The 13,793-nt window shown below is 45.1% G+C and carries 10 protein-coding genes; 7 read left to right on the forward strand and 3 right to left on the reverse strand.

What is annotated here, in order from left to right; translation table 11 throughout:
* Positions 1-710 precede the first annotated feature (710 nt).
* Together ACJJI5_RS09890 and ACJJI5_RS09895 are read left to right on the forward strand one after the other, a co-directional pair.
* Entirely contained in the window at positions 711-2,879 is a 2,169-nt protein-coding gene (locus ACJJI5_RS09890) for a jacalin-like lectin (protein ID WP_445356142.1), read from the forward strand.
* A 142-nt stretch (positions 2,880-3,021) separates the two neighbouring features.
* Positions 3,022-3,471, forward strand: a complete 450-nt coding sequence (locus ACJJI5_RS09895; RefSeq protein WP_413665304.1) for a phosphate-starvation-inducible PsiE family protein — start codon at positions 3,022-3,024, stop codon at positions 3,469-3,471.
* A 323-nt stretch (positions 3,472-3,794) separates the two neighbouring features.
* Here ACJJI5_RS09895 and ACJJI5_RS09900 read toward each other — a convergent pair whose 3' ends face one another.
* Positions 3,795-4,706, reverse strand: a complete 912-nt coding sequence (locus tag ACJJI5_RS09900; protein WP_445356143.1) for an EamA family transporter — start codon at positions 4,704-4,706, stop codon at positions 3,795-3,797.
* A gap of 119 nt (positions 4,707-4,825) precedes the next feature.
* Here ACJJI5_RS09900 and ACJJI5_RS09905 point away from each other — a divergent pair, with 119 nt between their 5' ends.
* Positions 4,826-6,226, forward strand: a complete 1,401-nt coding sequence (locus ACJJI5_RS09905; RefSeq protein ID WP_445356144.1) for an aminotransferase-like domain-containing protein — start codon at positions 4,826-4,828, stop codon at positions 6,224-6,226.
* Positions 6,227-6,361: 135 nt separating this feature from the next.
* Positions 6,362-7,132, forward strand: a complete 771-nt coding sequence (locus ACJJI5_RS09910; protein WP_445356145.1) for a hypothetical protein — start codon at positions 6,362-6,364, stop codon at positions 7,130-7,132.
* 65 nt (positions 7,133-7,197) lie between these two features.
* Here the strand turns inward: ACJJI5_RS09910 and ACJJI5_RS09915 are convergent, their stop codons facing one another.
* Entirely contained in the window at positions 7,198-7,578 is a 381-nt protein-coding gene (locus ACJJI5_RS09915) for a VOC family protein (RefSeq protein WP_413665310.1), read from the reverse strand.
* A gap of 570 nt (positions 7,579-8,148) precedes the next feature.
* Here ACJJI5_RS09915 and ACJJI5_RS09920 point away from each other — a divergent pair.
* Both ACJJI5_RS09920 and ACJJI5_RS09925 read left to right on the forward strand, forming a co-directional pair.
* Positions 8,149-10,017 (forward strand): carotenoid oxygenase family protein, encoded by a 1,869-nt coding sequence (locus tag ACJJI5_RS09920; protein ID WP_445356146.1) that lies wholly within the window; start codon positions 8,149-8,151, stop codon positions 10,015-10,017.
* A gap of 118 nt (positions 10,018-10,135) precedes the next feature.
* The gene (locus tag ACJJI5_RS09925; protein ID WP_445356147.1) at positions 10,136-11,719 is read left to right on the forward strand and encodes a D-arabinono-1,4-lactone oxidase; all 1,584 of its coding nucleotides are present in this window, start codon (positions 10,136-10,138) and stop codon (positions 11,717-11,719) included.
* A 137-nt stretch (positions 11,720-11,856) separates the two neighbouring features.
* Here the strand turns inward: ACJJI5_RS09925 and ACJJI5_RS09930 are convergent, their stop codons facing one another.
* Positions 11,857-12,705, reverse strand: a complete 849-nt coding sequence (locus tag ACJJI5_RS09930; protein ID WP_445356148.1) for an alpha/beta fold hydrolase — start codon at positions 12,703-12,705, stop codon at positions 11,857-11,859.
* Positions 12,706-12,910: 205 nt separating this feature from the next.
* Here ACJJI5_RS09930 and ACJJI5_RS09935 point away from each other — a divergent pair, with 205 nt between their 5' ends.
* Positions 12,911-13,702 carry a nucleotidyltransferase domain-containing protein gene (locus tag ACJJI5_RS09935; RefSeq protein ID WP_445356149.1) on the forward strand — a complete coding sequence of 264 codons (792 nt, stop codon included), beginning with the start codon at positions 12,911-12,913 and terminating at the stop codon, positions 13,700-13,702.
* Positions 13,703-13,793 lie beyond the last annotated feature (91 nt).

A 13,793-nucleotide genomic window follows, 5' to 3' on the forward strand; every position in this document is an offset into this window, starting at 1 on the left:
TTTCTATTTGTTCTATGAATGTAATATTTCAATAAGCCTACCACTCCTTGGGTGCTCAATTCATTGTTTGGTAAGTATAAATATCTAATTTGTACTCTTCTTATATCCTGAATCCGGCTTAGCTTTAAATCAACTCTACGCCTTAAGGAGAAGATTTCTTGTCATCTATTTTTTTATCGATGTTAGCTGAAGAGTGTGATGCCGACTCTTTTAAGGTTTGTCCCAATTATATTTTGAAACTATCAATAATCTGAAAAGATGAATTAGATGCCCAAACTCTGCTCCTAAACCAGAAGATTTAACGTGCGTGATATTACTTCCAAGGTTGTGATTGAACCCTAAATACTGGAGGGACATTTGGTCTGTCATTTATGTTGGCCCTGTTACAAATGGGCAGATGTTTACATAACTACCTTAAGCTCGTAACTGATTGGTCATGCTCTGTAGCTACTATTTTGCGCCCCCGCTAGCGGATAGTTTTATGAATGTTTAATTCGGAGATGGATGTTTGTCAGTACTGAAAAGTGCGCAAATTATGAAAATGTAAAGTAGGGTAAATGACTAAAGTTGACCAGTCAGTACTGTTGTAATTTAGCGGTTCACGACAGGTGTGTACGCTTGTTCCAATTGGTCAATTCAACTGAGGGGAAATACTTACTGGGATTTTTATTTTAGCGGTAACTATCAAGATACTTATCAGGAAAAGAATAATGCATAAAACAATTGGTTTGGTATCAAGTTTGCTCTTGAGTTTTTCGATGTCTGTTGTCGGCGAAATTGATGCTAGCGATGATAAAGTGAAGCGCCTGGATTTACAGGGGCAGATTGATACAAAGGCTCCCTTATCAAAGACCTTGTGGGCGGGAGCGCATAATGCCTATGCATCCTATCAGTGGGATCAGGGTGTATATACCGATGTAAACCAGTGGTACGCGCCGGAGAAATTATTCAGTCGGGGAATACGTCTGGTCGAATATGATACTTACCCTGCTTCCAATTTCAGCTCAACACCGCACCTGTGTCATATGGGCCTGGAAGAGGCCACTATGTGTATTTATATGTTTGGCACAGCTGCAACGCTGGGGGATGGGCTGGATGAGATTAAGGATTTTCTTGAAGATAATAACGATGAAGTCATATTCCTAAAGTTTGAGGCTTACGATTCTGATTACCACCAGAACTTCCGCAATAAGATTGGTGAGAAAATTGAAAGCAGGTTGGGGGATCTGGTATTTAAGCCTACCGACTGGGGCTATACAGAAGATGATTGCGCCTCCCTGCCGGCGCAAACACTGACTAAACAGGATGTGTTGGATGCGGGACGCAACGTTATCCTATTTATTCAAGTGCCCAGAGAGTATCCGCACACTGGTGATAACAATCTGTGTGATTACCATGACGAGTCAAACACATCGAAATTCAGACGCAATGTCTGGATCGGTGTGGATGAGATGGATGCATCTGGAAACCTCACTTCCAATGAGCCACTTGCACAAAATTCCAGCCAGCTAACAGCAGATATCGACGGTAATGCCAGCGCAATCAGCCACTACAACAATGGGAATTTAAGTGTCGCCTTGGATGCAACAACCGAATATAGCAAGGATGACATCAAGTATTCCGGCAGTGAGATCCTGGAGAAAGCAGTATCTGGGTATAACATGCTTGAGTTGGCGCTGGTGGAGGCCAATGCGACCACTATAGGTGCTTCTAAAGCACCCCAGATTGAAGATTTTACGTGGTCTTGGCGGAATGACTCTCCCAGTGGTAACAATAGTTGCGCCTGGTTAAGTAATGACGGTGAAATTCGTGACTATAGCTGTAGCACGGAGCTAGTGTTTGCCTGTGTGGACGATGAGCGAAACTGGCACATCAGCAGTGCATCGGGAACCTGGAGTGAAGGTTACTCCGCCTGTGAAGCTGATGGCTACCGCTATGGAATGCCTTATAACGCTTTGGAAAATGCCGCGCTCTATGCCAAGAGGAATTCAGAAGGTGTAACTACCTCGGTTTGGGTGAATTACTACGAACCATTTGATGGGTTCTGGATCGCCAACCAAGATAGTTACTCGGATTTTGGCTACATCAAAAAAGATGCCGTGGGGGGTACCGGAGGTGATGCGTTTGATTCAATCGACCTGGTAAAACGCAAACTGCTCGGCAGCGGCACTATGAATCTGAAATCTGTCCAGATTCGTTCCGGTGGCCGAATTGATGGTTTTAAAGCTTGCTATGAATTTAAGCAATCCCTAAGCCATGCCACAGCCAGTGATCATGAATACTGTATTGAATACGGTGATGGAGACGGTGGCTCGATGGGGAGTGTACTGAGTTTCAACTCCGCCAGCAGCGAGTATTTGGATGATGTTAAAATTTGTGTCGACGATGAAAAGCATGAAACGGGTAGTGTTTACTACCTTAAATTGACGTCGAGCAATGGCTCATCTATTTCCGGAGGCACTCAGCAGGGGACTTGTACAACTTATTCTTCCACTTCATCCCAGCAAATTTTTGCTTTCCACGGGCGCCACGGTGATGAAATCGATGCTTTGGGCGTGCACAAGTTGTCCAACAGCTTGGTAAATCCAGGGTACTACGCAACCGAGTGGCTGGACCTGGATGATCCCTCCTCAGGTGGCATTGATTATGAGAGCTTTAACGAACACAAGTCAGCGGGAAATATCAGCAATAGCTGTGCTGTCAGTGATGTTGCTGGTATTGAGGCAAGGGTTGTTGATACGAAGTTGGATTATTCCTTAACCGGCGAAAGCATGCATATAGGCGATATCGGCACTAATTACCGCTTCTTCTGTGCAACAGAGGATTGTAGTGACTACGAAGTAAAGTATTTCTTCACTAACGCAACCTGCCTACCTTAACGACTCACAATATCCCGGCGGTGAATATGCTGCCGGGATTCCTCTTACTACTCACTAAAGGAAGCTCTCTCGGCTGAATACGGGGATTTCGCCTATAGTCGAACTCAAGCAATGTGCGGTATCAATCGGCAGAGCGAAGCCCATGAAATATGACGAGATACATGAGGATCATGCTGATCCCCTGATCAACCAATTACATCGAGCAATAAAATATGCCGTTAAATTTCTCGCCATTCTTATGGTGTTGGTCATATTCTGGACCATTGCGGATGTCGTCTATGTACTTTATGAAAGGCTTATGGAGACGCCATTCCTATTGCTGGATATGGAAGATATCCTCGAGACTTTTGGGGCCTTTCTCGCCGTTCTTATTGCCATTGAAATTTTCACCAATATCAGACTCTACCTGGGAACAAATGTGATACCGGTGCAATTGGTATTGGCTACAGCCTTAATGGCTGTAGCTCGGAAGGTTATTGTGCTCGACTTAAAATTTGTTAACGCGGAGCAAATAGTCGGTATTGCCCTGGTGACTATCGCCCTGGGAGTTTCCTACTGGCTGGTGAGGGAAAAAAGTAATAAACCTGGTTAGTATTTTTGACCTTTGCCCTTGATAACATTCAGCTTAAGACTTTATTTTATTATTTATACGGCTGGCTAAAATAGAATGATATCGATACCTGTATAAATAGCTACTTATAGAATTAGCCCAAACTAGGAGAGCCGGGCATTTGGTTGAGTGCCAAATCCACGATAAATCTTATTAATGAATAGAATTTTCTGCTTCAACCGAACGAGGTGGTTGCAGGTTGTTACTGCGAAAGGTAACTGCACTAATCCTTGCTTCTGGCCAATGGGGACTAGCGCCATTAGTACATTGTCTGGAAATTAGCAAATCTCAACCTGGATACTTGTTCATCGCGATATGTTTAACATGCCAAAAATCCGTGAGTTTCGTAGCATCTTAAAGCTCTGGCGAAAATGAACAATACCAAGTGCCAGACCAGAGGAAATCATAACAGCGGCCATTAACTTTTCGGGACCAATCGACTCGCCAGTTAACAACCAACTAAAAAAGAGTCCAAAAACGGGACAGAGTAAACCTAAAGGTGCAACAGTAGACAGTGGGTACTTAACGATTAACCGGTTCCAGAACCAGTATCCAAGCAGAGTGGTTGGGTAGGCCTGAAACAATATGGAGAAAATTAACCTTCCACTAAGGTTGTTTTGTATTTCATAAAATACAGTCGCACCATTTTGAATATAGGTAGCAGCAAACAGTGGTAGCGGTGCAAAAAATAGTCCCCAGACAATAAAGCTAAATACATGCTGTGTGCCACTGGCTTTTACAATGAGCCCACTGATGCTCCAGCTGGTAGCCGCTATTAAGATAAGTGCAATACTGATAAGGGGCACAGTGCCATCTTCAACCATCAAACTTAGCATCAGCCCTCCCAAGGCAAGTAGAGCCCCAAGAGCTTTCTGCGGGATAATTTTTTCTTTCAGGAATACCCAGCCAAATAGTAAGCTAATCGCAACATTTACTTGCAAAAGAAGTGAGGCCATACCCGCAGAGAGTCCGCTAGAAATTGCCCAGGTGGCCATCCCCCAAACCCCACAGCCAAAAGTCAGGCTGTAGGCCAGAACGTACTTCCAGCTGGCTGTCGGTCTGGAAACAAAAAGCACTGCCGGAAAGGCTGCCAAAGAAAAGCGTAAAGCCACCAGAAGGAGTGGGTCCAGATCTTCCGTTCCCATCTGAATAACAATGAAGTTGAAGCCCCACATTGCCATTAGTAGCACACCAAGTAATAAATCCGAGTACCGCATCAGCCCCTCCAATTTGTCTCGGGGCTAACTATCCAAGAAATAAAAAAAGGTATACAGATGCAATTTTTGTATAAAATAGGTATACAGTTTGGGCGGAGACGGAATCGGAGAGGGGATAGGTGCGGTATAAAGAGCTTGCCGAACGCTGTATAGAGGATATTCAGTCAGGGAGAATACCAAGCGGTCATAAACTACCGTCCCTTAGGCGGTTCGCTGCACAAAACGAAGTGAGCCTGACAACAGCCCAAAGTACGTACTACTTGCTGGAGGAACTCGGCTGGGCGAAGGTTCGACCGCAATCTGGATTCTTTGCCTCAGTTCCTCCCAGCAGTAACCCGCCTCCCTTAATGCCCGCATTCACCTGCCGAACAACAGATCCAGAAAGTCACGATTACTATTGCCGGGGGTTGGGAACAGGGCCATTGGGTGTTGCGTCTTTATCCCCAGAGCTATTGCCGTTAGATGCCCTGGAGCGCAGTATGCGGCGGGCAACCCGAGAGGCTGGCGCCAGTATGCATGGCTATCCGGTTTCCTCAGGGGAGCCGCTTTTGCGCTGTGCGCTTAGCGCACACTTTGCCAGTTATGATTTGCATTTCTCCGCCAATGAATTAGTAGTGACGAATGGTTGTATGGATGCCGCCCGCACGGCGATTGCCATTACGACTAGGCCCGGTGATGCGGTTGCGATCAGTTCTCCTTGTTACAACGGTCTTCTTAATCTGTTGGCGTTGATGGGACGAAAAGTCGTTGAGATACCGACTGTTGAAAACGGCTTAGACCTCGCACAGCTAGAGCGCTATATGCAACAGGGATTGGTCCAGGCGGGTCTTTTTAGTAGCAGTCATATGAATCCTACGGGCGTGTCCCTGAGCTCGGAGCAGAAAGAGAACCTGGCCGCATTGGCTGGTAAATATCGGGTTCCAATTGTCGAGGATGATGTGTATTTGGAACTCGGATTTCAAAGAAGTCTGCCCATGCCGGTGCGCTACTGGGACCGGAGCGGGTATGTGCTTTGGTGTGGCTCTATCTCCAAGACGTTGAGCGCAGGCTATCGCCTGGGGTGGTGCTTACCAGGAAGGTATCGAAAACAATATGAACACTATCGATCTATCGAAAGTTTTGGTGTGAACTTTCCCGTCCAATTAGCGGTAGCCGATTTCATCGGTACCAACCAATACTCCCGTCATGTGCAGGGACTCAGGCAAAAGCTTGCCTTGCAGGTCGCATCCTATCGCAACTACTTAAGTTCATCCTTGCCCGATGAATCGCGTATCAGTGACCCCCATGGAGGAATGGTGATTTGGTTGCAGATCCCAGGGTTGGACAGCCGGAGTCTTTGCCGTATGGCTTCCGAAGAAAATATAGCCTTGTTGGGCGGTGCAGATTTCAGCACGCTTGATCTCTACGGTGATTGTGTGCGGGTGAATTGTGGTTGGCCGCTTGAAAGTAAAGATGGAGGGAAGACTGAGGCCGGATTTCAGTTGGAACGTTTTATCGAGTTAACTCACTCATGCCGATAATTAATATTATTCAGATATTCACAACCTTGGAAGAAGGTACCTGAACTTTCATATCGTTACACTGCTTTTGATAGTTATTTTTCCTCTGCTAGAATCCGCGTCCCTTTTAGGATGATTGTTCACGGAGGACATCTAATGAAAACTCTTGCCACTTTTACAGCAGCGATTGCTATTGCCGGTGCGGTTCCCGCTCAAGCAGAACAGACTTTTGAACTGCCTAAGTTTAGTCAGTGTTCTGTAGCAGCTTCTGCAAGTAATACTAATGATCGCGAGGTTTATCGCATCTTTTCAGACTTCTATTATGAAATAGAAGACTCTCGAGAGTATGCAGTTAAGGCTGTGCAATACTGGGCTGAAAGCTTTGCAAAAGACTGTGCCGGGGAGACAACTCAAGTCAGCCTGGATATGGTTCAGTGTGATAATTTTATTGGCGGCGCACCGGTTTGCAGAATAGAAAGTGATGAAGGTGATTACGTCATTGTGAAAGACTATGTTGATTCAACCAACGTAGTACTCTCTCAACATGACCAACAGAATTGGCCAGGAATACACTCTTCGAATGATCAGGAAACTCTGTGGATGGCCAGACCTGAACTCTGCTATAGCGAGCTTCTGGAAGGGGGTATTGATTCCCAGGCATATTACCTGGATGCCTATAACTATCGCTACTTTGGTGATTACCGCTATGTATTGGCAAGGAGCAGTCGCGATTTAGTGCAAACTCTTGACAGCCAATACAGTCAGTGTGAATACGATACTGCGGGAATTGAAGCCTACAAAATGCAGTGTTCTGAGACCTCCCAGGGGACGAAGGTGTGCGCAACTGCACATACTGGCGCCGGCTATTTCGTATTCGTGAGTGACGATCATCACGGCATGCACGTTATTTTCAACCGCTGGGACTGATTACTCTATTAGTCCACTTATAAAGCGCCTCCCTGTAAGGGGAGGCACCTGATTGCGAATCTTAATTAGCTTGCTCTATACAGTGCGCAGAGCTTATTGCCAGCAGGGTCTCGTAAGTAGGCGAGGTAGATTGGGCCTACGGCGCTATCCCGTACGCCTGGGGGCTCTTCGCAGCTGGTACCACCGTTGGCAATACCTGCAGCATGCCAGGCATCAACCTCTTCAGAACTGTTTACTGTAAAGCCAATAGTGCTGCCGTTGCCATGGCTTGCGGGCTCCCCATTGATGGGTTTGGTGATGGCAAAAATACCGTTGTCATTAAAATAGAAGCAGCGGCCACGATCATCAATAGTGCCGGGTTTGTAACCCAATATTCCAAAAGTGGAATCGTAAAATACCTTTGATTCCTCGATATCGTTGGCCCCGACCATAATATGACTAAACATTGATGTCACCTTAAATTAATTTTAGGGTAGTTGTGCGTGAAAGATTGTATACCAATACTATTAAACATCAATGAATAATCATTCACTCATTGCCTAATAGAATTGTTCGTTTATCCGTTACCTCCAGGCTGTACCTCTCAGGGTGTGTGGACTGGTGCAGCTTTCTATCTATTGCGGTTTATATATGAGATGCCTCACAGATATATTAAATATTGTGCGATTCTATGATCATTAATATTTATTTTAAATTCTGTTGTTGATAATAATGCGGTGGCTAATTCGGGTGATATCGAATTTCTTATCGATATTTTTTTGCTTGACTGGCTGGTATTTGTTTTTTGTTCTGTTTGATAGGTTTTATTTTCTGGTTTGGTTTATTTTTATTGTGGTATATAGGTTGATAGTGTGAATTTTAAGGGGTTAAAATTCTGGAGGTTTGATTTGATAAAAAATAATAAATGGTTTTCGCTTAAAGGTTTACTTTGGGTGTAAATTGCGCCAATTATTTCATTAAAAAATTTAATTTTATGGTCAGGTTAAGCTGTCGGCCGTATTTTTTAGGGATAAAAAATGAAGCGTCGAGATCTATTGAAGACTGCAGGTGTAATGTCTGCATCACCGCTTATGGGAGTGGCATCAGCTAAGGCTGGAACAAGTAATGCTTTGGATGGCTCTAGTTTCCCAGAGTCAATAATGGTTGGTGATCTATCAGATTCCTCCGGAGTGCTCAGTGTAATACAGGGACTCTTACCTGATGATGTTATTGGCCATCTTCTTATGGCTGAGGGTATTCCACTGGCGTCCAACCATCTTACACCTAATGGAAAGGGAGCTTTGACCCGGCTCGACTTTACTGGGCGGAGCAATAACAGTGAAGTTCCCTATACCCGAAAAATGATACGTACCGCGTCTGCGATAATGCAGGAGCAGGATTTAACAGGTTTTGATAAATTCAATTTATTAGGTGGGACAATATACTCAAGCCCGAATCTGGGATTTATGAACTACTGCAATACGGCCCCCAACTATATGGGAGATAACCGTTTTGCAATGAGTTATGAAGGGGGTATGCCCTATGAGTTTGATGCTACAACTCTAGAGATGGTAACCCCTATTGGAGAAGTGGATGAATGGAAATCGAGCTTACCTCCGCTGCTTGAAAATCTAACCCCAGAAAAGTGGCTATTTCCCCAGGTTCGGACTACCGGTCACCCTTTCTTTGATCTGGAAACAGGTAACTGTATCACCATCAACTATGGTGGAAATATTGGTGATTCTGGTAGCTCAGGATTTATTCGATTAATTCGCTGGGATCGAGAGGGTGCATTTGAAAGTTGGAACATTCGGGATCGTCAGGGTAACAACGCCTATATTGCTGCAAGCTCACACTCTCTTGGCGTAACGCGAAATCATATCATTGTCTTTGAAACTGCAGCGAGAGTTGAATCTACCCGAATTATTGGAACAAGAATAGTTCTGCCTCAAGAACACCGGACCCGGTGTTGGGTTATTCGGAAGGCCGATATGGTGCCGGGTGCTGATACTATTATCGCAGATTACCTGGAGCTCGGCTTTGATACGTCGGACATTGTCTGCAACTACGATGACAATGCGGGTGAGATTACCCTGTATGGCCAATATATGGGGGCAATGGATAAATCTGAGCAGTTATTCCGCTTTGAAATCCTGCAGAAGGGAGGTTTGGTACCCAAGTGGTTGTCCGGATACCCTGCAGCACCGCTGGATGTTGGAGGTTTGGTACGTGCCCGGATTCGAGTTAACTCAAATTCAGCTATTGAGATAAAAGAAGATTACCGGGTTATTCGGGATGATACGCTTTCCTGGGATATGAATGATCCGGCTTACCGTGGGCACTTCCAGTTCCCTGAAACCTTTGAGCACCTTTATTGGGCTGCTGTGGGTTACAGGCCTGACCATATATCTATGCGGGTTTCCTGGGCATATCGCGATTATCCTGAGCGCCACTACGGCTATTGGGATATGCCTGAAGAAAGTCGTCCCTCTGCCTTGATTCATATGGACTGCGTCAATATGAAAATTGCGGATGCCTTTCAGTTCCCAGAAGATTGCGTAATGCGTACGCCGCAATTTATGGCCCGCCCGGGCTCCACGGCCCAGAACGACGGTTATGTGATTGCAGCAGTTGCACGCAAATATCCAACGACATCCGATTCCAATGGTAAAGAGTTTTGGGTTTTTGATGCGGCACGTCTCAGTGGTGGGCCAATTTGTATCCTAGCTAACCGATCACTGGAATTTGCAACCACGAATCATGCATTGTGGGTGCCATCCATTGGTCGTCGCCCTTTATCGGCCTACCGGTCAAATTACGCTGATTTTCTTCGCAGTAAGGCGCCTGATCACAGCAGTAATGTTCGGGACATCATCGATGGGGAGCTACTTCCCCGTTTTGGTTGATTTATCCAGTCTACGTTAATGCAATAAAGGGAATTTAGGTATGTGTGCAGAAATAATAACCAAATCCAAATATTTATTGAGGTGGTGTAAAAAAGCTCTTTGTGTAGCAGGCGTTTTCATGGCTGCTACAAGTGTTGCAGAGCAGCTACCGCCACCCATTGAGGTGCCTGAGGTGTTAAAAAACTACCAGGATACTCAGGATTGTTTCCCTGGTGTTATCTATGATCCGGCCAGTATCGATGAGGTTCAGCAGATAGTACGTGATGCAGCGGATCAAGGTCGTAAAGTGATGACTGGGAGTCGAAAATTCAACAGTCAGATTGATGCGGCCTGTGCAGGTAATGGAGAGGTACAAATCACTCTGGAAAATATGGATCAGGTCGTTAGCCTGGACAAAGATAATCTGTTGGTTACTGTCCAGGCCGGTATGAGATTCCGGGATTTGACCGCTTATCTTCGAGAGCATGAACTAAGCGTGCCGATGGTGACAGAGCTGGCCATATTCACGATAGGCGGTATGCTGGGAAGCGGTACTCACGGTTCAACGTTTACACAAAAAAGCAGCATGATCTCTGATTATGTCACCGAATTGAAGCTGGTTGATGGCAATGGGGACTTACGAGTAATCAGAGGTGAGATGCTCAATGCCGCCAGGGTAAACCTAGGTGTTTTGGGCGTAGTTGTTGAAGCGACCATAGAAGTTGAGCCTGGCTATAAGGTGCAAGCGAAAGTAAAGGGGTATCACAGCGATGATGAGCTGGAGGATGTTGTTCTTGATTTGGCTCGCGATAATCATTCGGCTAATGTTGCCTGGTTCCCGGGATTAGGGCGCTATACCGTAACAACTTACAACAAGGTACCTTTGTCGACTAAGGGCAATGCCTACAATGCCCAGGCTGATGTATCGGACTTTTCCGAATATTTATTCGGACTGATATTTGACAGCCTTCATGAAGCCGACAGTGCCGCATTGCAGTGTTTTGCAGCTTCTCTTCGTCATACTGCTCGCTCCAGTTCCTATTTCAGGGATGTTGATTCAGGGTTGAAGAAGTTGATTAAACCCACTGGACATGCGGATTTGATGCAACATTTTGTATGTAAAGAGCCAGACAAATGTGTCTGGGATAACCTTCCAATTGCACTTCAGGAAGTCGCGATTCCATTTGAAGAGTTGCCAAACTGGATTGCGGATGTCCGTCAGATTATTGCAAATAGTGAAAAAACCTGTTTTCCGCTGAATGGTATTTATTTCCGTTTTGGCAAGGCCTCCGATAGCTATTTAGGGATGACAGCAGGCCGTGACACAGCGTTTGTAGGGATTGAATATACCCTTCGTCAACGAGGTGAAGCTGTGCCAAAGAACTACTTTGTCAATTTGGAAATTGAGCAGATGTCTCTCCGGAAGTATGGAGCCAGGCCTCATTGGGGTAAGAATTCAGTCGCTATTTTTGAGGACATGGCTGAGCGATTCCCCAAGTGGTCCCAGTTTATGGATGTTAAAGAAGAGTTGGACCCAAACAATATATTTTCCAACCCCTTTTGGAATCGGGTAAGTGGGGCTGATCCTTTGGAAAACTATTTAACTCCTGGCTGCAATCCCGATGGTCAGTGCTATTGTCAAACAGATGAACACTGTGAAGAGGGTTCCAGCTGCCAAGCGGGAGTTTGGTATTCAGACGCAAGGATTTGTAAAGCGGATTAGAGCGCTTTAGGGGGGGTAATTCCACCCCCTGTATTTAATCAATAGTGAGTAATAATAAGAGTCTTTTAACTGCTGAGCGGGAAAGAATACTCGAGAGACTAAGCCTACAATCGGTATTCTTTCCCTGCTCTTTAATATTAAGTTACAGGTTGCTGGTCACAGCAATTGGTAATACGCTCTCTCACAAGTTGGCAGAAGCGTGCAGGATTTTCCAGAGGTAGCATATGATTTTCTGAGCTTACCTCTTTTGGGAGGGTGTCTGGAATTAATGTTCCCGCCACAAGCGATACAGTTTTAAATAGCTGGCGAGTATTACTGCCATAGGCCACGGAAACTGGAATAGATATGCCTGATAGGCTACTAGGGTTCAGTGCGGGTTGTTCAGTTTGATTAAGCTGTAGAGGCAGGGTGTAGGCATTATCCAGCTGCTGCACACGATATTTTAGGGGCTGCTGAGAGAAGTAGCCAGTTTGATTCCCAGAGCCGTCGATTAGTAGCTTAACGGCAGTATCTAGCTCACCTTTAGCTGTTGTTTTGAAAATTTCTGCAAACATAGCTTCAGCATCTTGGCGATACTCTTCCATGTTATTGTTTTCAATGTATCCCGGATATCCAGGCTCATAAAGGTACAGACTTTTGATTAATTGAGGAGCCTTTATGGCAGCATTTAAGCTCACATCGGCACCATAGGACCATCCTACTAGGTGGACAGGGCCTATATCCAGGGCCTCAATCAGTCCGATTAGGTCTTCTGCATGGGTATCAATTCCAAAGGGGCCTTCCGAAGGACTCCCCGGATTACCGAAATGCCTTTGGGTGAATGAAATCGCTCTAAATTCATTTGATAGAATTTTGCAGTGTTCTTGCCACATGCGAGCATCGGCCAGTGCGCCATGTAGAAAAACAATGGGTTCTCCCTGTCCCTCCTGGAAATAAGAAATAGAGTGGTTGTTTACAGTGATGGAGTCTTTTGGATTTCCGTCCATGGGGCTAGCTTCCTGGGAGCCACTTTTTAGCGCTTATCATAGTCTATAGGAGCTTTATGCTTAACATTTTCTAGTCCAGTTGTTAGGAGAGAGAGACAGCTGCCCTAATGGCTCTCTTATGAGATTAAACCGATAGGTCTCCTAAGGGTAATCAACGAGTTTTTCGGGTATAGTTGATTTGTTTTGACGTAGCAGGTAGATGTATATGGAATCGCTGATAAAGGACCGCTTGAAATCACTGGAAGTAGAGCGGGATATTGAAATTATCTATGCCTGTGAGTCAGGAAGCCGCGCATGGGGATTTGAATCCCCTGATAGTGACTGGGATGTAAGGTTTATCTATAAGCGTAATATTCAGCAATATCTCACTATAGGTACTCCCAGAGATGTCGTTGAGGTTCCTTTTGATAAGAAGCTTGGTGATGAGCTGGACTTGGTTGGCTGGGATATTAAGAAGACTTTAACTTTGATGAGGGCAAGTAACCCCACTTTAATCGAGTGGCTATTTTCGCCAAAGGTCTATTTCAGAAATGAAGATAGTTTGGGGGCACTGCAGGGTTTGGCTCTAAAATGCTGGCAGCCGCGAGCATTAGCTCATCACTATGTCAGTATGGGATTTAATAATTACTCCAGGTTTATTCGAGAGGATGATCGAGGCTTTAAAGAGATTAAGGTCAAGAAGTTACTTTATGTGCTGCGTTCACTGCTTAATGCGCTGTATATAAAAGAGTTTAATAAAATTCCTCCTGTGGACTTTAGTCATATGTACAACGAGTTGTTGCCTTCATCAGGAAATGAGTGGCTTCTGGATATTCTTTCCAGCTTGATTTTGAAAAAGAAGGAGCTTGAAGAGGGCGAATTGATAGTCGTTGATGGCAAACTGGATAGCTGGATACAGGCAAATCTGGATAGATCTGGTGCCAACTCTATAGAGGAAAGGCCAAAGTTGGATCTTCCAGAATTTGATAGGCTTTTTCGTACAGTGCTGGGTGTATAGTCTTTTGTATCGGACGGATTGGGCGTAACTTAATATGCGAGTAGGCAGCCCAAAAAGTGCTGAGTAACTTGTAAAAGTTTCCAGTGAATAA

The sequence above is a fragment of the Microbulbifer maximicatervae (SeqCode) genome (genome assembly GCF_052467955.1).

What these genes read in the sequence shown, in the direction of transcription:
- ACJJI5_RS09900 (WP_445356143.1), bottom strand. Translation starts at nt 4,706, where the DNA reads ATGCGGTACTCGGATTTATTACTTGGTGTGCTACTAATGGCAATGTGG.
- ACJJI5_RS09935 (WP_445356149.1), top strand. Translation starts at nt 12,911, where the DNA reads ATGGAATCGCTGATAAAGGACCGCTTGAAATCACTGGAAGTAGAGCGG.
- ACJJI5_RS09920 (WP_445356146.1), top strand. Translation starts at nt 8,149, where the DNA reads ATGAAGCGTCGAGATCTATTGAAGACTGCAGGTGTAATGTCTGCATCA.
- ACJJI5_RS09930 (WP_445356148.1), bottom strand. Translation starts at nt 12,705, where the DNA reads ATGGACGGAAATCCAAAAGACTCCATCACTGTAAACAACCACTCTATT.
- ACJJI5_RS09910 (WP_445356145.1), top strand. Translation starts at nt 6,362, where the DNA reads ATGAAAACTCTTGCCACTTTTACAGCAGCGATTGCTATTGCCGGTGCG.
- ACJJI5_RS09925 (WP_445356147.1), top strand. Translation starts at nt 10,136, where the DNA reads ATGGCTGCTACAAGTGTTGCAGAGCAGCTACCGCCACCCATTGAGGTG.
- ACJJI5_RS09915 (WP_413665310.1), bottom strand. Translation starts at nt 7,578, where the DNA reads ATGTTTAGTCATATTATGGTCGGGGCCAACGATATCGAGGAATCAAAG.
- ACJJI5_RS09895 (WP_413665304.1), top strand. Translation starts at nt 3,022, where the DNA reads ATGAAATATGACGAGATACATGAGGATCATGCTGATCCCCTGATCAAC.
- ACJJI5_RS09890 (WP_445356142.1), top strand. Translation starts at nt 711, where the DNA reads ATGCATAAAACAATTGGTTTGGTATCAAGTTTGCTCTTGAGTTTTTCG.